At 70.1% G+C, this 20,450-nt stretch carries 16 protein-coding genes and 1 pseudogene; 12 read left to right on the top strand and 5 right to left on the bottom strand.

What is annotated here, in order from left to right; translation table 11 throughout:
• Nucleotides 1-483: ParA family protein (locus ACO1X9_RS10635; protein WP_486350807.1), on the bottom strand; the 483-nt coding region annotated here is incomplete at its 3' end.
• A 70-nt stretch (nt 484-553) separates the two neighbouring features.
• Here ACO1X9_RS10635 and ACO1X9_RS10630 point away from each other — a divergent pair.
• Genes ACO1X9_RS10630 through ACO1X9_RS10620 form a run of 3 tightly spaced genes read left to right on the top strand, consistent with a single transcriptional unit; the run spans nt 554 to nt 5,674 of the window.
• On the top strand, nt 554-3,952 hold the full coding sequence (locus tag ACO1X9_RS10630) for a pyruvate carboxylase (protein ID WP_486350806.1): 3,399 nt from the start codon (nt 554-556) through the stop codon (nt 3,950-3,952).
• Nucleotides 3,953-3,956: 4 nt separating this feature from the next.
• Nucleotides 3,957-5,174: a MinD/ParA family ATP-binding protein gene (locus tag ACO1X9_RS10625; protein WP_486350805.1), complete on the top strand. Its 1,218-nt coding sequence runs from the start codon at nt 3,957-3,959 to the stop codon at nt 5,172-5,174.
• Entirely contained in the window at nt 5,171-5,674 is a 504-nt protein-coding gene (locus tag ACO1X9_RS10620) for a peptide deformylase (RefSeq protein ID WP_486350804.1), read from the top strand. The genes ACO1X9_RS10625 and ACO1X9_RS10620 overlap by 4 nt, the downstream gene beginning before the upstream one ends.
• A 149-nt stretch (nt 5,675-5,823) precedes the next feature.
• Here ACO1X9_RS10620 and ACO1X9_RS10615 read toward each other — a convergent pair whose 3' ends face one another.
• Nucleotides 5,824-7,650, bottom strand: coding sequence for an AMP-dependent synthetase/ligase (locus tag ACO1X9_RS10615; RefSeq protein ID WP_486350803.1), 1,827 nt, complete (start codon nt 7,648-7,650; stop codon nt 5,824-5,826).
• 86 nt (nt 7,651-7,736) lie between these two features.
• Between ACO1X9_RS10615 and ACO1X9_RS10610 the strand changes: the two genes are divergently transcribed.
• From ACO1X9_RS10610 to ACO1X9_RS10600, 3 genes are all read left to right on the top strand, one after another.
• A complete protein-coding gene (locus ACO1X9_RS10610) occupies nt 7,737-8,720 on the top strand; it encodes an ROK family protein (RefSeq protein ID WP_486350802.1) in 984 nt (327 codons plus the stop codon).
• 11 nt (nt 8,721-8,731) lie between these two features.
• Nucleotides 8,732-9,439: a lysophospholipid acyltransferase family protein gene (locus tag ACO1X9_RS10605; protein ID WP_486350801.1), complete on the top strand. Its 708-nt coding sequence runs from the start codon at nt 8,732-8,734 to the stop codon at nt 9,437-9,439.
• 83 nt (nt 9,440-9,522) lie between these two features.
• Entirely contained in the window at nt 9,523-10,893 is a 1,371-nt protein-coding gene (locus tag ACO1X9_RS10600) for a class II 3-deoxy-7-phosphoheptulonate synthase (protein ID WP_486350800.1), read from the top strand.
• 4 nt (nt 10,894-10,897) lie between these two features.
• On the opposite strand, the gene pknB is transcribed toward ACO1X9_RS10600, so the two are convergent.
• On the bottom strand, nt 10,898-12,886 hold the full coding sequence (gene pknB, locus ACO1X9_RS10595) for a Stk1 family PASTA domain-containing Ser/Thr kinase (protein WP_486350799.1): 1,989 nt from the start codon (nt 12,884-12,886) through the stop codon (nt 10,898-10,900).
• A 120-nt stretch (nt 12,887-13,006) separates the two neighbouring features.
• Complete coding sequence (locus ACO1X9_RS10590) at nt 13,007-14,302, bottom strand: LysM peptidoglycan-binding domain-containing protein (protein WP_486350798.1); 1,296 nt, start codon at nt 14,300-14,302, stop codon at nt 13,007-13,009.
• Nucleotides 14,303-14,466: 164 nt separating this feature from the next.
• On the opposite strand from ACO1X9_RS10590, the gene ACO1X9_RS10585 reads away from it, so the two are divergent.
• On the top strand, nt 14,467-14,808 hold the full coding sequence (locus tag ACO1X9_RS10585) for an Rv2175c family DNA-binding protein (protein WP_486350797.1): 342 nt from the start codon (nt 14,467-14,469) through the stop codon (nt 14,806-14,808).
• 6 nt (nt 14,809-14,814) lie between these two features.
• On the opposite strand, the pseudogene ACO1X9_RS10580 reads toward ACO1X9_RS10585, so the two are convergent.
• Nucleotides 14,815-15,903: pseudogene (locus ACO1X9_RS10580) on the bottom strand (polyprenyl synthetase family protein).
• A gap of 92 nt (nt 15,904-15,995) precedes the next feature.
• Here ACO1X9_RS10580 and ACO1X9_RS10575 point away from each other — a divergent pair.
• From ACO1X9_RS10575 to ACO1X9_RS10555, 5 genes are all read left to right on the top strand, one after another.
• Nucleotides 15,996-16,352: a DUF3040 domain-containing protein gene (locus ACO1X9_RS10575; RefSeq protein WP_486350796.1), complete on the top strand. Its 357-nt coding sequence runs from the start codon at nt 15,996-15,998 to the stop codon at nt 16,350-16,352.
• A gap of 202 nt (nt 16,353-16,554) precedes the next feature.
• Entirely contained in the window at nt 16,555-16,989 is a 435-nt protein-coding gene (gene mraZ / locus ACO1X9_RS10570; protein WP_486350795.1) for a division/cell wall cluster transcriptional repressor MraZ, read from the top strand.
• A gap of 100 nt (nt 16,990-17,089) precedes the next feature.
• Complete coding sequence (gene rsmH / locus ACO1X9_RS10565; RefSeq protein WP_486350794.1) at nt 17,090-18,073, top strand: 16S rRNA (cytosine(1402)-N(4))-methyltransferase RsmH; 984 nt, start codon at nt 17,090-17,092, stop codon at nt 18,071-18,073.
• A complete protein-coding gene (gene ftsL, locus ACO1X9_RS10560; RefSeq protein WP_486350793.1) occupies nt 18,070-18,636 on the top strand; it encodes a cell division protein FtsL in 567 nt (188 codons plus the stop codon). Before rsmH ends, ftsL begins: the two co-directional genes overlap by 4 nt.
• Nucleotides 18,637-18,658: 22 nt before the next feature.
• Nucleotides 18,659-20,443 (top strand): peptidoglycan D,D-transpeptidase FtsI family protein, encoded by a 1,785-nt coding sequence (locus ACO1X9_RS10555; protein WP_486350792.1) that lies wholly within the window; start codon nt 18,659-18,661, stop codon nt 20,441-20,443.
• Nucleotides 20,444-20,450: the final 7 nt, after the last annotated feature.

Below are 20,450 nucleotides of genomic sequence, written 5' to 3'. Positions count from 1 at the left end.
GGCGGCGACGGAGAAGAGTCCCGGCTCGGTGACGACGCCGACACGGTCGGAGGCCGCCCACGCGGTGCGGGGGAGGGCGTTGAGCGACGGCGCGCAGTCGATGAGCACGAGCTCGTAGTCCCGCTCGACGTGGGCGAGAGCCTCTTCGAGCTTCCAGATGTCGCGGATGCTGGGGTGCGGCCCGTCGAAGTTGATGGCGGACGGCGAGCCGATGAGCACGTCGACGACGCCCTGGCGGCCCTTGGTCCAGCCGCTCTTCGCGATCGCCGCGCGGACGATCTTCTCCTTGGGCGAGGCCAGCACGTCGGCCACGTTGAGGTGTCCTGCGACGTCGATGTCCATGCCTGTCGAGACATCGGACTGGGGGTCGAGATCGACGACGAGCGTCGAGAGACCCTTCGCGAACGCCGCGGACGCGAGCCCCAGCGTCACAGTGGTCTTCCCTACCCCACCCTTCAGAGAGCTGACGCTGAGCACGTGCACGAGTAGGGAGCCTATCTTCACTACTCTGAAAGAAAGGTCCGCCACCACGACTTTCGAGAGGCCCACGCACGTGTTCACAAAAATCCTGGTGGCCAACCGCGGTGAGATCGCCATCCGCGCCTTCCGTGCCGCGTACGAGCTCGGCGCGAAGACCGTCGCCGTCTACCCGGTCGAAGACCGCAACTCGCTGCATCGGCTGAAGGCCGACGAGGCCTACCTCATCGGTGAGGAGGGCCACCCGGTCCGCGCGTATCTCGACGTCTCGGAGATCATCCGGGTCGCGAAGGAGTCCGGTGCCGACGCGATCTATCCCGGCTACGGCTTCCTGTCCGAGAACCCCGACCTCGCCGCGGCCGCGGCGGCGAACGGCATCACGTTCATCGGTCCGGGTCAGCACGTGCTCGAGATGGCCGGCAACAAGGTCACCGCGAAGGAGCACGCGATCTCGGCGGGCGTGCCGGTGCTCAAGTCGACGCCGGCGACGACCGACATCGACGCGCTCCTGGCCGGTGCCGACGAGATCGGCTTCCCGGTGTTCGCGAAGGCGGTGGCGGGCGGCGGTGGCCGCGGCATGCGGCGCGTCGACAAGCGCGAGGAGCTGCGCGAGGCGCTCGAGGCCGCGATGCGTGAGGCCGACAGCGCGTTCGGCGATCCGACGATGTTCATCGAGCAGGCGGTCGTGCGGCCGCGGCACATCGAGGTGCAGATCCTCGCCGATGCGTCGGGGGAGACGATCCACCTGTTCGAGCGCGACTGCTCCGTGCAGCGTCGCCACCAGAAGGTCGTCGAGATCGCGCCGGCGCCGAACCTCGACGACACGATCCGGCAGGCCATGTTCCGGGATGCCGTCGCCTTCGCGAAGAGCATCGGCTACGTCAACGCCGGCACGGTCGAGTTCCTGCTCGACACGGCGGGGGAGCGTGCCGGCCAGCACGTCTTCATCGAGATGAACCCGCGCATCCAGGTCGAGCACACCGTGACCGAGGAGGTCACCGACGTCGACCTGGTGCAGTCGCAGATGCGGATCGCGGCGGGGGAGTCGCTCGCCGACCTCGGTCTGTCGCAGGACACGGTCGAGTTGCACGGAGCCGCGCTGCAGTGCCGCATCACGACCGAGGACCCGGCGTCGGGTTTCCGGCCCGACACGGGCAAGATCACGACCTATCGCTCCCCGGGTGGCGCGGGGGTGCGGCTCGACGGCGGCACGGTCGCCGCGGGCGCCCAGGTGTCGCCGCACTTCGACTCCATGCTCGTCAAGATGACCTGCCGCGGTCGCGACTTCGCGTCGGCCGTGCGCCGCGCGCGCCGCGGGCTGGCCGAGTTCCGCCTGCGCGGGGTCACCACGAACATCCCGTTCCTTCAGGCGGTGCTCGACGACCCCGACTTCATCGCCGGTGACGTCGCGACGTCGTTCATCGAGGAGCGGCCGTGGCTCGTGCGCGGCCGTGAGTCGCGCGACCGCGGCTCGAAGATCCTGTCCTGGCTCGCCGACGTCACCGTCAACCAGCCGAACGGCGACGGCGCGGGCACGATCGACCCGGCGCTCAAGCTCCCGACCGTCGAGCTCGAGTCGGCGGCGCCCGCAGGCTCGCGCCAGCGGCTGCTCGAGCTCGGGCCGGAGGGCTTCGCGAAGGCTCTCCGCGCGCAGACCGCTCTCGCGGTGACCGACACGACGTTCCGTGACGCCCACCAGTCGCTCCTCGCGACGCGCGTGCGCACGAAGGACCTCGTCGCGGTACTGCCGCACGTGGCCCGGCTCACGCCCGGCCTGCTGAGCGTCGAGGCGTGGGGCGGAGCGACCTACGACGTCGCGCTGAGGTTCCTCGGCGAAGACCCGTGGGAGCGGCTGGCGGCGATGCGCGAGGCGCTGCCGAACGTGGCCCTCCAGATGCTGCTGCGCGGGCGCAACACGGTCGGCTACACGCCGTACCCGACCGAGGTGACCGACGCGTTCGTGCGAGAGGCGGCCGCGACCGGCGTCGACATCTTCCGCATCTTCGACGCGCTCAACGACGTCGACCAGATGACGCCCGCGATCGACGCCGTGCTCGCGACCGGTACCGCTGTCGCGGAGGTCGCGCTCTGCTACACGGGCGACCTGCTGAATCCGGACGAGAAGCTCTACACGCTCGACTACTACCTGAAGCTCGCGGAGCAGATCGTGCAGCGTGGCGCCCACGTGCTCGCGATCAAGGACATGGCAGGCCTCCTGCGGGCGGGTGCCGCCGAGAAGCTCGTCGGCGCCCTGCGCGACAACTTCGACCTCCCCGTGCACGTGCACACGCACGACACCGCGGGCGGGCAGCTCGCGACGCTGCTGGCCGCCTCGCGGGCGGGAGCGGATGCCGTGGATGCCGCCTCGGCCCCGATGGCCGGCACCACGTCACAGCCGAGCCTCTCCGCGCTCGTCGCGGCGACGGCGCACACCGACCGTGACACCGGGCTGTCGCTCGACGCCGTGAGCGACCTCGAGCCGTATTGGGAGGCCGTGCGGCGCGCGTACAAGCCGTTCGAGTCGGGGCTGCCCGGCCCGACGGGCCGCGTGTACCACCACGAGATCCCGGGCGGTCAGCTCTCCAACTTGCGGCAGCAGGCGATCGCTCTCGGCCTCGCCGACCACTTCGAGAAGATCGAGGACTACTACGCGGCGGCCGACCGCATCCTGGGCCGCATCCCCAAGGTCACCCCGTCGTCGAAGGTCGTCGGCGACCTCGCGCTGCAGCTCGCCGCCGGCAACGTCGACCCCGACGACTTCGAGCAGAACCCCGGCAAGTACGACATCCCCGATTCGGTCGTCGGCTTCATGGCGGGGGAACTCGGCGACCTCCCGGGCGGGTGGCCGGAGCCGTTCCGCTCGAAGGTGCTCAAGGGGCGGGACGTGAAGGTCGGCATCACGCCGATCACGCCCGATGACCAGGCCGCGCTCGACGGCGAACCGCTCGAACGCCGCGCCGCGCTCAACCGTCTGCTGTTCGCCGCACCGACCCAGGCGTTCGAGCAGGTGCGCGAGCAGTACGGCGACCTGTCCGGGGTGCCGACGATCGACTACCTGTACGGGCTGCGACCGGGCGTCGAGCGTTTCGTCACCCTCGAACCGGGTGTCGACCTCCTGCTGAGCCTCGAGGCGATCGGAGAGCCCGATGAGCAGGGCATGCGCAGCGTCATGACGACGATCAACGGTCAGCTCCGGCCGATCCTCGTGCGCGACCGTTCGATCGAGGTCGACACGGTCTCGGCGGAGAAGGCCGACCCGGGAATCGCCGGTCAGGTCGCCGCCCCGTTCTCGGGTGTCGTGACGCTCAAAGTGGCCGAAGGCGAGACGGTCGAGGCCGGTCAGCCGATCGCGTCGATCGAGGCGATGAAGATGGAGGCCGCCATCACGACGCCCGTCGGCGGCACCGTGAAGCGCCTCGCGATCCGCACCACGCAGCAGGTGGAAGCCGGAGACCTCCTGATCGTGGTCGAATAGAGGGATGCGCAACGAACCTGACGACGATCTCGCGACGGCACTGCCGCCGAGTCTGACGGTCGACCTGCAGCTGCCGGAGCCCGTACACGAGGCGCCGCCGGCGGAGGACGTCGTGACGATCGACGCTCTCGCCGTCACCGCCTCACCCTCCGAGGACGCGCCCGCGACGATGTCGATCGCGATCAGCACCCCGGTGCTCGAGGTGTCCGAGCCCGATGGAGTGCCCGAGGGGCCGGCGGCGATCGTGCCGCTGCCGGAGCACCCGGAAGCGTCCGCCGTCGAGGTCAAGTCGGCGCGCGCCGTGCGAGCCGCTCGGCCGGTCGCGCCCGGGAAGCGCCCCGCGCCCGAAGGCACCGTGCAGGAGCTCGTCTACGCGGCGACGCTGCGCCTCGTCAACCTCGGCGACTCGGCCCCCGTGCGCGCGCGCAAGGAGCTCGACGCCCGCATCGCCCGCCGCTTCACCGACGGCCCGCGCTTCGTCCCCGTTCTGAGCCGCAAGGGCGGCGTCGGCAAGACGACGATCACGACCCTGCTCGGCATGGCGCTGGCCGACGTGCGCACCGACCGCGTGCTCGCCGTCGACGCCAACCCCGACCGCGGCACCCTCGCCGACCGGGTGACCAAGCAGACCCGCTCCACGGTGCGCGACATCGTGCTGCACGCCCCGGAGCTCGCCGAGGCCGACGACCTGGCGACCCACCTGTCGCGTGACGCCACAGGCCTCGACGTCGCCGCCTCCGACGCCGACCCCCTGCTCGCGGAAGCTTTCGACGAAGGCGGCTACAACGTCGTCGCCGACGTCGTGTCGCCGCACTACGGCGTCATCGTCACCGACTGCGGCACCGGCGTCGTGCACTCCGTGATGCGTGCCACCCTGCAACGTGCCGACGCGGTCGTCGTGGTCTCCGGGGGCAGCATCGACGAGGCGCGGCTCGCCTCCGAGACGCTCACCTGGTTGGAAGCGAACGGGTACGCCGACCTCGTCGCCAACGGCGTCGTGGCGCTCAACGCGTCCACCCAGGGCACCGACCTCGACAAGCTTCACGACATCGAAGAGCACTTCCGCTCACGCGTGCGCGCCGTGGTGCGCATCCCCTACGACCCGGAGCTCGCCGCCGGCTCCGTCGTGCGTTACGACGCCCTCCGACCGTTCACGAGGGCATCGGCGCGCGCCCTCGCCGCGCTCGTCGTCGACGGACTCGCCGCCGAGACACGCGCATGACCGAACGGCAGATCCGACTCTTCGGCGACCCCGTGCTGCGTTCGCGCACCGACCCGATCGTCGCCGAGCCCGGCGACGCGCGCATCACCGCCCTCGCCTCCGACCTCATCGACACCGTCACCCCGCCCGGCCGGGCGGGCGTCGCCGCCAACCAGATCGGCGTCGGTCTGCGGGCGTTCAGCTACAACATCGACGGCGACATCGGCTACGTGCTCAATCCCGTGCTCGAGGTCTCCGGCGAGCCCGAGCTCGTCGACGAGGGGTGCCTCTCCGTCCCCGGCTTCTACTTCCCACGGCTCCGCTACCCGTGGGCGCGCGTGACCGGCACCGATGCCGACGGTCACGCGGTGGACGTCAGCGGCGACGGCCTCATGGCGCAGGCGCTCCAGCACGAGTGCGACCACCTCGACGGTCGGCTCTACATCGAAGGGCTCGAGCCTGAGGTGAAGCGAGAAGCGATGCGCGCGATCCGTCAGGCTCCTTGGTTCAAGCTGCCGTGACGCCGGGCGGCGACGTCTCGTCGTTCCGCCCGTAGACGCCCGCCACACCATGAACGACGAGACGTCGCCGCCCGGCTGAGTTGCTCGAAAGACAGAACCGCCGCCCCCGGTGTCCAGGGAGCGGCGGCTCGGTCGTTCGTGTCTCGTGGCTAGTGGACGAGGCTCTCGCCCTTGGTCGCGGGCTGCTCGTACATGGCCTCGATCTGCGCCGCGAAGTCGTTCGTGATCGGACCGCGCTTGAGCGACATCTTCGGCGTGAGGTGGCCCGAGCCTTCCGTGAACTCGGTCGCGAGGATCGTGAACTTGCGGATCGACTCGGCGCGGGAGACGCGCGCGTTCGCGGCATCCACGGCCTTCTGCACCTCGGCGATGACCTTCGGGTGCACCGCGGCCTCGGCGAGCGGCATGTCGGCCGCTTCGCCGTTGCTGTTGAGCCACGGCGGCAGCATCTCCGGGTCGAGGGTGACGAGCGCCGAGATGAACGGCTTCTGCTCGCCCACGACGATGATCTGCCCGATGATCGGATTGGCGCGGATCGGATCCTCGAGGGTCGTCGGGGCGACGTTCTTGCCGGCGGCCGTGACGATGATCTCCTTCTTGCGACCCGTGATCGAGAGGTAGCCGTCCTCGTCGAGCTCGCCGAGGTCTCCCGTCTTGAACCACTCGCCGTCGAAGGTCTCCTTCGTGGCCTTCTCGTTCTTCCAGTAGCCGTCGAAGACCGCGATGCCCTTGACGTGCACCTCGCCGTCCTCGGCGATGCGGATGCCGTTGCCCGGGAGCGCGGGGCCGACCTTGCCGATCTTGAAGTTGTCGGCACGGTTGACGGTCGCGGGCGCGGAGGTCTCGGTGAGCCCGTAGCCCTCGAGGATCTTCACGTCGAGGCTGCGGAAGAAGTGGCCGAGCCGGGTGCCGAGCGGCGCGCCGCCCGAGACGGCGTACTTGACGTTGCCGCCCATGACCGCCTTGAGCTTGCTGTAGACGAGCTTGTCGAAGAGCGCGAACTTGATCTTCAGGCCCAGCGGCACCTTTCCGGCGTCGAGCGCCTTCGAGTGCTCGATCGCCGTGTCGACGGCCTTCGCGAAGATGTTGCCCTTGCCGCCCGCGACGGCCTTCTGCTCGGCCGAGTTGTAGACCTTCTCGAACACCCGCGGCACCGCGAGGAGGAACGTGGGCTTGAACGAGCCGAGCGACTCGACGAGCTTCTTCGTGTCGGCCTGGTGGCCGACCCTGACGCCCGCGTGCACCGCGAGCATCGAGATGAAGCGCGCGAAGACGTGCGCCGTCGTGATGAACAGCAGGGTCGACGCCCCCGGCGTGTTGACGACCTCATCCATCGCGACCGCGGCGTTGCGGCTCAGCTCGACGAAGTTCGAGTGGGTGAGGATGCAGCCCTTCGGCGTGCCGGTCGAGCCCGACGTGTAGATCAGCGTCGCCATGTCTTTGCCCTTGGCGGCCGTGCGCGTCTTCTCGAGCGCGGCGTCGGTGACCTTGTCGCCCGAACCCGCGAGCTTCTCGAGGTCGCCGAGGTGCATCTGCCAGACCTTGTCGACCTGCGGGGTCTCGCTGCGGATCTCGTCGAAGCGCGTGAAGTGCTCCGCGGTCTCGACGATGATCGACGTCGCGCCCGAGTCGTTCAGGATGTACTGCACCTGCGACGGCGACGAGGTCTCGTAGATCGGCACGATGATCGCGCCGGCGAACGCGGCGGCGAAGTCGACGAGGGTCCACTCGTAGCGCACCTTGCACATGAAGCCGATCTTGTCGCCCGGCTTCACTCCCGCGGCGACGAAACCCTTCGCGAGCGCGACGACCTGCTCGTGGAACTGCTTCGAGCTGACGTCGCTCCAGCCGCCGTCGGCGGTGGGCAGTGCGAACAGTGCGGCATCCGGCGTCTTCGACACTCGGTCGAGCAGAAGCGCAGTGATGTTCGCGTCGGGATCGGGTGTGACGACGGCAGGGGTGAATGTCTCGTTCACGGCGACTCCTTCGGGGCCGGGACAGGGTATTCAGGTGAGCTTAGCCTGGGGTTTCGCGGCGCCACCACGGTTCTAGGCTGTATCGAGTGCACGCCATCGGCATCGACATCGGAGGGACCAAGGTCGCGGGAGCACTCGTGACCGAGGCGGGGGAGATCCTCCGCCTGGAGCGACGTCCCACGCCCGCAGGAGACCCCGCCGCGATCGTCGACGTCGTCGTCGATCTGGTCCGGGAACTCTCCGACGGTGAGGACGTCGTCGCGGCCGGCGTCGCGGCCGCCGGGTTCATCGACGTCACCCAGTCGATCGTCTACTACGCGCCCAACATCAACTGGCGCAGCGAGCCGTTCCGGATGCACCTCTCCGAGCGGCTGCCCGGCCTCGACATCACGATCGACAACGACGCGAACGCCGCCGGCTGGGCGGAGTACCGCTTCGGGGCGGGGCGTGGGTTCACCGACATGACGATGCTGACGATCGGCACGGGTGTCGGCGGGGCGATCGTCTCGGACGGTCGACTCTTCCGAGGCGGCTTCGGGGCGGGCGGCGAGATCGGCCACCTGCGGGTCGTACCCGGCGGTCACCCGTGCGGCTGCGGGCAGAAGGGGTGCATCGAACAGTACGGTTCGGGCCGCGCGCTCCTGCGATTCGCGGGGGAGATCGCGGATGCCGGTGGCATCGGACACGGCCTCGCTGCAGCCCGAGCCGACAACGGCGGGGTGCTCGACGGCGGCGTCGTGGGCCGCCTGATCCAGGAGGGCGACCCGGGTGCCGTCGCGGCGCTGCGGGAGCTCGGCGACTGGCTCGGGCAGGCGTGCGCGTCGATCGGCGCGATCCTCGACCCGGAGCTCTTCGTGTTCGGCGGGGGCGTGGCGGTCGCGGGGGACCTGCTCCTCGACCCGGTGCGCGAGTCGTTCCTCGCGCACCTCCCCGCGCGCGGCTTCCACCCCGAGCCGCGGTTCGTGGCAGCCCAGCTCGTCAACGATGCGGGCGTCGTCGGTGCCGCCGACCTCGCGCGCATCCACGCCGGGGCGGGGAATTCCGGAACCCTGTCGGGTACCCCGGAATAGACTGGCAAGCGGTGCCTCTCCTCTACTGGTTGATCAAGTTCGTCGTCCTCGGGCCGTTCGTGCACACGGTGTACCGCCCGTGGATCGTCGGCGACGAGAACATCCCGGAGTCGGGGCCCGTGATCTTCGCGAGCAACCATCTGTCGTTCGTCGACTCGATCTTCCTGCCGCTCCTCGTCGACCGGCACATCGTCTTCCTCGCCAAGAGCGAGTACTTCACCGGCTCGGGCCTCAAGGGCGCGTTCAGCAGGTTCTTCTTCTCGGGCGTCGGTCAGGTGCCGATCGACCGCTCGGGAGGCAAGGCGTCGGAGGCGGCCCTCGAGGCCGGCCTCGGAGTGCTCGCGCAGGGCCGCCAGCTCGGCATCTACCCCGAAGGCACGCGCAGCCCCGACGGACGCCTGTACCGCGGTCGCACCGGCATCGCGCGCATGCTGCTGGAGTCGGGCGCCCCCGTGCTTCCGATCGCGATGATCGACACCGACAAGGTGCTGCTCGAAGGCTCGATCTTCCCCCGGCTGCGCAAGGTCGGCGTCGTCATCGGCGAGCCGCTCGACTTCTCGCGTTTCGCCGGCATGGAGGGCGACCGCTTCGTCCTCCGCTCGATCACCGACGAGATCATGCACGAGGTGTCGAAGCTCAGCGGCCAGGAGTACGTCGACGTCTACGCGAGCTCGGTCAAGAAACCGAAGCCGGCCCCCGCGCGTCGGCGGCGTCGCTGACGGACGGATAGGCTCGGATGCTGGCGGCTCGGCCGTCAGCGCGCGTTCCGCGCCAGCACTCCACCTTCACAGAGAGTCCTCCCGTGGTAGACCCGACAGAGACCATCGTCCCGGCAGATCCGAGTGTGATCGCGGGCCTGGACTATTGGCGGAGCCTCCCCATCAAGCAGCAGCCGGAGTGGACCGACGCCGAGGCCGTCGCGGCCGCGTCGGCGCAGATCGCCAGCTTCCCGCCGCTCGTCTTCGCGGGCGAGGTCGACATCCTGCGCGACCGACTCGCGCGCGCGGCCCGCGGCGAGTCGTTCCTGCTGCAGGGCGGCGACTGCGCCGAGACGTTCGCCGGCGCGACCGCCGACCAGATCCGCAACCGCGTGAAGACGCTCCTGCAGATGGCCGTCGTGCTGACCTACGGCGCCTCGATGCCGGTCGTGAAGATGGGCCGCATGGCGGGTCAGTTCGCGAAGCCGCGTTCGAGCGACACCGAGACGCGCGGCGACGTGACGCTCCCGGCGTACCGCGGCGACATCGTCAACGGCTACGACTTCACGCCGGAGTCGCGCGCCGCCGACCCGGGCCGCCTCGTGCAGGGGTACCACACGGCCGCGTCGACGCTGAACCTCATCCGCGCCTTCACGCAGGGTGGCTTCGCCGACCTCCGCCAGGTGCACTCCTGGAACCAGGGCTTCGCCCGCAACCCCGCGAACCAGCGCTACGAGGGCCTCGCGAAGGAGATCGACCGCGCCGTGCGGTTCATGGAGGCGGCGGGCGCCGACTTCGACGAGCTGCGCCGCGTCGAGTTCTACACGTCGCACGAGGGTCTGCTCATGGACTACGAGCGGCCCATGACGCGCATCGACTCTCGCAACGGCACGCCCGTCAACACGAGCGCGCACTTCCTCTGGGTGGGGGAGCGCACGCGCGACCTCGACGGGGCGCACATCGACTACTTCTCGCGCATCCGCAACCCCATCGGCGTGAAGCTCGGTCCGACCACGACCCCCGAGGTCATGGAGCGGCTCATCGACAAGCTCGACCCCGAGCGCGAACCGGGACGGCTCACGTTCATCACGCGCATGGGCGCGGGCAAGGTGCGCGACGCGCTCCCGCCCCTGCTCGAGGCGATCAAGGGTATGGATGCGACGCCGCTCTGGGTGACCGACCCGATGCACGGCAACGGGCTCACGACCCCGAACGGCTACAAGACGCGGCGTTTCGACGACGTCGTCGACGAGGTGCGCGGCTTCTTCGAGGCGCACCGCGCCGCGGGCACGTTCCCCGGCGGCATCCACATCGAGCTCACCGGCGACGACGTGACGGAGTGCCTCGGCGGCTCCGAGCACATCGACGAGGCCACCCTCGCGACGAAGTACGAGTCGCTGTGCGACCCGCGGCTCAACCACATGCAGTCGCTCGAGCTCGCGTTCCTCGTCGCGGAGGAGCTCGCCGCGCGCTGACCCGTCAGCCCAGGCGGACGGTGACGACGTCCATCCGTTTCGCCTGGGCCCCGGGGTCGGGATCCGACGACGTGACGGTCGCTTCGTTCGGCGCGCTCTCGGCGAGGATGCGGTCGATGTTGCGGTCGAACGCGTACTTGAGCCCGGCGTTGGTGAGAGCGTCCCGGGCCTCGGCCCAGGTGAGGCCGACGATCTCCGGCACGGCGACCGGCGCAGGCCCCTTCGAGATGACGAGTCCCACGGTGTCGTCGGGGCTGAGCGGGCCCTCCGGGTCGACGATCGAGATGACGTTGCCCTCCGCGATGGTGTCGTGGAAGGTCTGCACGGCGCGACCCGGGTCGACGCCGAGCCCCGCCTCGGAGAGCAGCGCCGTAGCGGCCTCGGGGGTCTGGTCGGCGACATCCGGGACAGCGCCCGCGGAGACGATGAGCGTGATCGGTTGCTTCTCGCCGTACTGGGCGACGCCGAGCAGGCTCGAGTCGTCGGCCGCCAGGGCATCGATCAGGTTGCCCTTGCCGATGGCCGGGTCGTAGCGGTAGATCGTCTCGCGCGCCGTCCAGTGGGAGGCGACGACCTCGTCGGCGGCGGCCTCGGTCATGCCCTGCTCGAGGGCGATGTCGAGCAACTGCGGGCCGTTGGAGAGATAGAGCGTCACGGCGGTGCCCTTGGCGACGGCTTCGCCGATCGCGGGTTCCGTCTCGGCGACGGCGTCCACAGGGATGTCGGGAGAGGGGACGCGGCCGGTCTGCTCCGCCGCGTCGAGCCCGAGTTCGTCGAGCGTCTCGCGCGCCTCCTGCTCGCTCATCCCGGCGAGCGTCTCCGGGATCGTGACCCGCGCGCCCGGGCCGAACCCGAACCACCAGCCCAGGGTTCCGCCGACGAGGGCGAGAACCGCGAGGCCGGCGACGAGCGGGATCCAACGGCGGCGACGGGCGACCGGAGGCCGCGGTTCGGCGAGGGCGAGCTCCGAGCCGGGGCCGCCCCGCCGAGGCGCGAGCACCTGAGTCGCGGCATCCGCGAGCGGGCGGTCGGGGCGCAGGGGCGGATTCGGGTCGGTCGGGTGCGACGGGCCGGTGGTGTGCCGCGCACCGCCCGGCGCGGGCGGCATCACCTGGGTGAAGGCGCGCGTCGGCCCGGTCGTGGCGGGGAGGTCGAGCACGGCTTCGGCGTCGCGCACCTGCTCGAGCAGTACCCGCGCGTCGGTCGGCCGGTGGTCGGGTTCCTTCGCCGTCGCCCAGAGCACGAGCTCGTCGAGCTCGCGCGGCACCCTCGGGTTGCGGGAGCTCGGCGCGGGCAAGGGTTCGTTCGCATGCCGGTAGGCGATCTGCATCGGCTGCTCGCCCGTGAAGGGCTGCTCGCCGGTGAGCATCTCGTACATCATGATGCCGACCGCATAGATGTCGCTGCGGGTATCGGCCACGCCGCGGGTGACGAGCTCGGGGGAGAGGTACGCGATCGTACCGAGGAGCTGGGCACCCGTCGCGGTGTGCGCCGACGCTGCTCGGGCGAGCCCGAAGTCGCCGATCTTGATGCGTCCGTCGTCGGCGAGCAGTACGTTCTCGGGCTTGAGATCGCGGTGGATGATGCCGGCCTTGTGCGCGGCGGCCAGCCCGGAGAGCACGGCCTCCGAGATGTCGATCGTCTGCTGCGGCGTGAGAGAGCCGTACTCCTCGAGCAGATCCCGCAGCGTGATACCCGGCAGGTACTCCATGACGAGATAGGCCGACTCGCTGTCCTGCCCCTGGTCGAAGACATTGACGACGTTGGGATGCGCGAGGCGCGCCGCGCTGCGAGCCTCCTGGATGAAGCGCTGCTTGAACTGGCTGTCGTCCGCGAGGTGCCCGTGCATGACCTTGACGGCGACGCGTCGCTCGAGCCGGAGGTCGGTCGCGAGGTAGACGGTCGCCATGCCGCCCCGCGCGATGCGGGAGCGCACCTGATACCGGCCGTCGATGAGCCGGCCGATCAGGGGATCGGTGGTGCTGGCGCTCACCCCCGCAGTCTAGATTCGCGGAGATCCCCAGCCTGGGAGGACACCCGGGTTCGCCGGGGACCTGTCAGCAGATCGTGATGAAGCGCGAGTGCAACCCGGCGCGGCGACGTCGCGTGGCCGTCAACCGAGCGCGGCGAACCAGGCGCGCGCGCCCGCCTCCCACTTGGCGTAGTGATCGGGGTAGGCGGAGATCTGAACCTTCTGCGCCGCGACGGTGAGCGGCATCGACTGCCAGCCCGAGATGTCGAGCAGCCCGCGCGTGTAGCCGCTGCGGCCCTGGTAGAAGAGGTAGGCCGAGTGATACGGGTTCATGATGTCGGCGATCGTGCCCCAGCCCGTGCTCGTGCGCTGCTGGAACAGTCCGACCGAGTCGCGGTCGCCGTAGTCGATGTTGCGCAGGCTCGACTCCTGCATCGCCGTCGCGAGGGCGATGATGATGCCGTAGTCGGGGACGCCCTGCTCGCGACCGACCTGGATGATGATGCGCGCGTTGCTCTCCTGCTCGGCGGTGAGCGTCGTCACGGAACCGCCGCCACCGCCCGAGGAGGCGCCGCCCGCGGCAGGGATGACGAGGCTGCCGCCGGGGTAGATGATGCTCGACGAGGTCAGCCCGTTGGCGTCGAGAACGGCCTGGGTGCTCACGCCGAAGCGCGACGCGATGGCGGAGATCGTGTCGCCGGACTTGACGGTGTAGCTCGTGGTCGGGCTGGACGGAACCGATGGTGGGGGCGGTGTCGCGGGCGCCGGGGTGACATCCGAGACGAGCTCGATCTCGGGCGTCGCAGCGGGAGCGGTCGCGGGAATCGCGATGGTCTGCCCGGGGTAGATGATGCTCGACCAGCCGAGCCCGTTCGCGCTCAGGACCGACTCGACCGAGACTCCGAAGCGCGCGGCGATGCGCGAGACGGTGTCGCCCTTGACGATCGTGTAACGGCCGCCTTCGTGAGGCGCCGAGGTCGGCGACGTCTTCGCGCCGGCGGCGAGCTTCAGCACCTGCCCGGGGAAGATGAGCGACTTCCAGCCCAACCCGTTGAGCGCGAGCACGGAGGCGGTCGACAGCCCGTGGCGACCCGCGATGGCGGCGACGGTGTCGCCCGCTTGGACGGTGTAGGACGCGAGCGCCGAGGAACCGCCGCCGTGGGTGCGGGGAGCGGTGGCCGCGACTGCTCGGGCCGGGGTGGCGTGGTCGGCTTTGGCCTTGGCGGGCTTCTTGGGCGCGGCTACGACGGGCTCGACAGGACCGGTCAGGTTGAAACCGACGGTCATGGCGCTCGCCACGACGAACGGCAGGGTCTTGCGGAAACCCTCGCCGAGTCGGCTGCGCTTGCGCGGAGTCAGGTGACGGGCGGTCGCGCGCGTCGGCGCGAGCCCGGGGAACGGCGCAGGCGGGGTCGCCTGGGCGTCACGAACATCCATATTTCTTCCGCCTCATATCTCCCCAACCCCCCGGGGATCCGTGTCGGCACGTCCCACCACCGTGACATAGGTGTGCATGCGTGTCAACCAACGTTGCCAGAGTGGCGAGAGTTTACAAGCTGGAAACATTCGGACGAACGCGGGGATCATGGAAAGCTAGGGGAGTGACCGCACCCGCCGAGCGGACTTGGCTGACCATTCCCGACCTCGTCGACCTCCTGGGCATTCCCCAGGGCAGAGTCCGGCGACTCCTCGACGACCACACCCTCCTCGCCGTCCGCGTCGACGGCGTCCTGAAGGTGCCCGCGGACTTCGTCCGCGACGGCGAGCCGCTCCACGAACTCCGCGGAACGCTCGTCGTCCTCCACGACGCGGGCTTCAGCGATGAGGAAGCCGTGAACTGGATGCTCTCCGATGACGACACCCTCGGCGCGGCGCCCATCGACGCCCTGCGGGCGGGCCGCAAGGCCGAGGTGCGTCGCGTCGCCCAGGCGCTCGGCTTCTGACCCGACCTAGCTCTCGCGGCGGGTCACGGCGTCGGCGAGCGCTGTGAGCTCATCGCGCGCCGAGCGGGCGAGCGGTGCATCGGCGAGTGCGGTGCGCGCCTGATCGAGTTGGTGGGCGATGACGCGCTCGACGTGCTCGACCGCCCCGCTGTCACGCACGGCCGTCTGCAGCATCGCGATCTGCGACGCGTCGAGCGTGCGGTCGCCGAGCAGTTCGTCGAACAGCCGGGATGCCGACTGCGGCAGCTTCTGCCGCGCGAGCGTCACGAGCACGGTGCGTTTGCCCTCGCGCAGGTCGTCGCCCGCGGGCTTGCCGGTCACCTCGGGGTCACCGAACACGCCGAGGATGTCGTCGCGCAACTGGAACGCGATCCCGAGCGGCAGGCCGAAGTCGCGCAAGGCCGCGACCTGCGCGAGCGATCCGTCGGCGAGCGAGCCGCCGATCGCGAGCGGGGCCTCGACGCTGTACTTCGCCGACTTGTACACGACGACGCGTTGGGCGCGGGAGAGCAGCTCGTCCTCCGGCAGGGCACGCCAGGCCATCTCCTCGAAGATGTCGAGGTACTGCCCGGCGGTGACCTCGGTGCGCATGGTGTTGAACTCGGTACGCGCCGCGCGGCCCGCCGTGCCGCCGATGCGCGCCACGCCCTCCGCGACGAGCTCGTCGCTCCAGCCGAGCAGCAGATCGCCCAGCAGCAGGGCCGCGGACATCCCGTAAGTGTCGGCGGAGCCGTCCTACCCGCGTTCCCCGTGCAGGATCGCGAACGCGCGGTGCACGCTCGGCTGTCCGCGGCGCAGGTCGGAGTTGTCCATGATGTCGTCGTGGACGAGGGCTGCGGCGTGGAACATCTCGAGTCCGGCGGCGATCGACACGACGGCGCCGAGGCCCTCCTCGCTCTCGTCGTCCTCGAGCGGGTCGAACTCGGCGGAGTGGGCGCTCACCGCGCGCCAGCCCCAGTAGCAGAACAGTGCACGGAAGCGCTTGCCGCCGGCGAGCAGACGCCGCGCACAGTCGTCGACGACGTCGAGATCGGGAGAGATCCCGCGCAGTTCCGTGCCGCGCTCGGTGAGGTACCCGTCGAGCCGGGATTGCACGAGGTCCACTAACCGCGGACTCTCAGGCACGCGCCTACCCTATCCGCGGGCGGGGGTCCTACAATGAATTTCTCGCCCCACAAGGAGCCCACATGCCACTTTCCGAGCAGGAGCAGCGCCTCCTCGACGAGATGGAGCGCAGTCTCTACCATCACGACGCCGATGACGTCGCGACGGTCGGCGGGCGCGTCCGGGCCAGCTACACCGCCATCGCGCTCGCGATCATCGCCGGAGTCGTGGGGGTCGTGCTCCTCATCGTCGGCGTCGTCGTACAGCAGCCGATCATCGGGGTCGCCGGTTTCGCCGTGATGTTCCTCGGCGCGATGCTCGGGTTCGCCCCGCCCCGCCGTCTGACCGTGCCGCGCGATGCGCGTGACGCCGCCGGCCGCCGTCCGGGCTTCATGGACAACCTCAACGAGCGCTGGGACCAGCGCCGCGAGCAGGACTGAGCCTCCTCCACCTCGCACCTCTTCGCTCACGAAGGCCGACCTCCGGGTCGGCCTTCTTTTTGTCGTGCGCGGGGAGCGGCACCACCCCAGAAGGGGGCTCAGGGGAGGAGAAAGGGTCGAAAGTGGTTGCCTAGGGAGGAAAGTGGAGTAATGTGGAGCCATCCTTCGATGCCTGGCCGGAGAAAGAGGGGGGTGGCCGCATATGTTGATGGGCACCTTTTCTCCGAAGCTCGACGAGAAGGGCCGGATCGTCCTTCCGGCCAAGTTCTGGGACGAGTTCTCCGGCGGACTCGTCATGACCCGCGGCGCCGACCGCTGCGTCGTCGTCTATAGCGATCGCGAGTTCGAGCGCGTCCTCGAGGAGATGGGCGCCGCGCCCGTGACCTCGAAGGAGCAGCGCGACCGCGACCGGCTCTTCCTCTCCGGCGCCTCGCAGGAGATCCCCGACAAGCAGCGCCGCGTGACCATCCCGCCGCAGCTGCGCGAGTACGGGTCGCTCGACCGCGACCTCACGATGATCGGCGTCGGCAAGCGTGCCGAGATCTGGAACACGGCGGCGTGGGAGTCCTTCTACGCCGAGAAGGAGCCGCAGTACGCCTCCGGTGGCGACGGGGAGGTGATCGCGGGCCCGTTCTGAGTTCCCCGGGATGCGACCCTCAGCCGCGCACCCTGCCTCACTTCCCCGGAGGCAGGTCGCAGCGGATGGGGATCGGATCCCGGGGCGGGGCCCCACGACCATGACCGACACCCTCGACGCGAATGCCGCCGGCGACGACGCCCTGCACACCCCCGTGATGCTCGAGCGCTGCCTCGACCTGCTCGGTCCCGCCCTCACCCGCCCCGGGGCGGTGCTCATCGACGGCACGCTCGGCCTCGGCGGTCACGCCGAGGCGTTCCTCCGTCGATTCCCCGAACTCACCCTGGTCGGGATCGACCGGGATCCGGAGGCGCTGCGCCTGGCGGGGGAGCGGCTGCGGCCGTTCGCCGAGCGCACGCACCTCGTGCACGCGGTGTCGGATGCGCTCCCGACCGTGCTCGCGGATCTCGGCATCCCGGCGGTGAGCGGCATCCTCTACGACCTCGGTGTGTCGTCGATGCAGCTCGACCGCGTCGATCGGGGTTTCTCGTACGCACGCGACGCGGCGCTCGACATGAGGATGGACCCCACCTCCCCGCTCACGGCGGCGCGCATCCTCGCCGACTACGACGAGGGGTCGCTGCGGCGCATCTTCCAGGACTACGGCGAGGAGAAGCTGGCCGGTCGCTACGCCCGCGCGATCGTCCGCGCCCGAGCGGAGGGCGTCATCGCGACGTCGGCCCAGCTCGTCGACGTGCTGCAGGATGCCACCCCCGCGGCCGTGAAGAATGCCGGGCACCCCGCGAAGCGCGTCTTCCAGGCGCTGCGCGTGGAGGTCAACGCCGAGCTCGAGGTGCTCGCCCGCACCATCCCCGCGGCGGTCGATGCGCTCGAACTCGGCGGACGCATCGTCGTGCTCTCCTACCAATCCCTCGAAGACCGCATCGTGAAGCGCGAGCTCCAAGGTCGCGCGGTCTCGACGACCCCGCGCGGGCTCCCGGTCGAGCTGCCCGAGCACGCCCCGGAGCTCAAGCTCCTCGTCCGCGGCGCCGAGCTCGCCACCGAGGACGAGAAGTCCCGCAATCCCCGCGCCACCCCGGTCCGCCTCCGCGCGGCCGAACGTCTCCGGAAGGCAGCAGCATGAGCGCTCTCCCGCTCGCGTCCCCGCGTCCCGTCCGCGCCCCTCAGCAGCCGCGGCGGCACCTCGAGGTCGCTCCCACGCGCGCGCAGCGTCGAGCACGCCCGCGACTGCTCCCCGCCGTCGTCACCATGGCGGGCATCGGCCTGATCCTCCTGACCCAGCTCCTCCTGAGCATCGTGCTCGCCGACGGGGCGTACCGGATCGCCGACCTCCAGACGGCGCAACGCGATCTCCAGCGTCAGGAGCAGGCGCTCACCGAGCAGCTCGAGGTGCTGTCGTCGACGCAGAACCTCACCGCGAACGCCGAGCACCTGGGCATGATCGCGAGCGGCAACCCCGTCTTCCTCGATCTCACGACGGGCGCGGTGAGCGGCAATCCGACACCCGCGGGCGGCTCGCTCACGGGGTCCGCCGGCAACCAGATCGGCAACTCCCTGATCACGACGCCGACTCTCGTCGACCTCACGGCCTCGTCGGGCGAAACTGCGGGTTCCTCGGGAACCGGCGGGTCGACGGCCGCTCCGCCCGCGTCGACTGGGACGATCCCCTCGCCCACCAACCGCTGACCCCCTGTAGGACGACGACCGCATGACCTCCGCTCGGATCACCGCCGGTCGGCTCCGGCTGACCATGATCGTCGTGCTCGCGATCGTCGCGGTGTTCATCGTGAAGCTCGTCGACCTGCAGGTGGTGCGGGCCGAAGAGCTCACGCTCGCGGCGGAGTCGCGGCGCACGATCCCCGTGACCACGTACGGCGAGCGCGGCAGCATCGTCGATGCCAACGGCACCGTCCTCGCCGACAGCGTCGAGCGGTACGACATCACCGCCGCGCCCGTCAACGTCGACTGGGAGACGGGACTGACGGAGATCACGGTCGACGGCGAGCGCGTCGCGGTGCCCACGGCAGAGGCGCTCGCGAAGATCGCCGAACTCACGGGTGCGGTCGCGACCGACCTCCAGGCGGCGCTCGAGGCGGATCGCGAGTCCCAGTTCGCCTACCTCGTCAAGGCCGTGGACCTCGCCACCTTCAACGCCGTCTGGGACCTCGACATCGACTGGGTGTACTCCGACATGCGGCCGTCACGCGTGTACCCGAGCGGGGCGATCGCCGGCAATCTGGTCGGGTTCCTCGGCGCGGACGAACCGCTCTCGGGTACCGAGAGGCGCTGGGACGAGTGCCTCGCCTCCGAGAACGGCGAGTCGACCTACGAGCGCAGCGCCGACGGCGTCCGTCTCCCGGGCAGTCTCGTGGTCGAGACCGAGCCGTCCGACGGCGGCACCGTGCACCTCACGATCGACTCGGATCTCTCCTGGTTCGCTCAGCAGAAGCTCGCCGAGCGCGGCACCGAGGTCGGGGCCGACTGGGGCACGGCGATGGTCGTGCGCGTCGACACGGGCGAGATCGTCGTCGCCGCGGACTGGCCGTCGATCGACCCCAACGACCTGGACTCGGTCGGCCGCGACGACGCGGGCGCCCGGAGCTTCGTCGCGCCGTTCGAACCCGGCTCGATCATGAAGCCCGTCGCGTTCGCGGCGCTGCTCGACCAAGGGCTCATCACGCCGGACACGCCGCTCACCGTGCCCGGGCGCTACACCGAGGGCCTTCCCGACGGTGAGTACATCACCGACGTGTTCTCGCACGGCGACCTGCGCTGGACCGCGACCGGCATCCTCATGAATTCGTCGAACATCGGCACGGTCATGCTGAGCAACCGACTCAGCGAGCAGCAGAAGTACGACTACTTCCTGAAGTTCGGGTTCTCGCAGCCGACGGAGGTCGACTTCCTCGGAGAGTCGGTCGAGGGCAACCACGGGCGGGTGTTCGCCCCGGGGGAGATCGACTCGGTGAGCCAGGCCACGCAGATGTTCGGCCAGGGCATCACCGCGACGAGCGCGCAGATGGCGAGTCTCTACCAGACCCTCGGGAACGGCGGGGTGCGGATGCCCCTCACGCTCGTCTCGGGTTGCGAGCATCCTGACGGCACCTGGACCGACGTGCCGGTCGCGACCGGCGAGCGCGTCGTGAGCGAGTACGCCGCCGACACCACCGTGCAGATGATGGAGACCGTCGCGACCCAGGGCGGGCTCCGCAGCGTTCTCGAGGTGCCGGGGTACCGCCTCGCGGTGAAGACCGGCACGGGTGAGGTCGCGGAGAACGGCCGTTACGGAGCGGAGCGCATCGTCTCGCTCGCCGGAGTGTTCCCTGCGGAGAACCCCGAGTACGCGATCGTGGTGACGTTCGCCAAGCCGGATATCATGAAGTCGTCCGCCGCCGCCGCTCCCACGTTCAACGCGATCATGGAGCAGGTCATCAAGACCTTCAGGGTTCAGCCCTCGACGGAGGCGGCGCCCGACCTCCCGCTCACCTGGTAGCGGGGAA

This window comes from Pseudolysinimonas sp., assembly GCF_057350545.1.
This window is presented reverse-complemented; position numbering and strand designations above follow the sequence as displayed.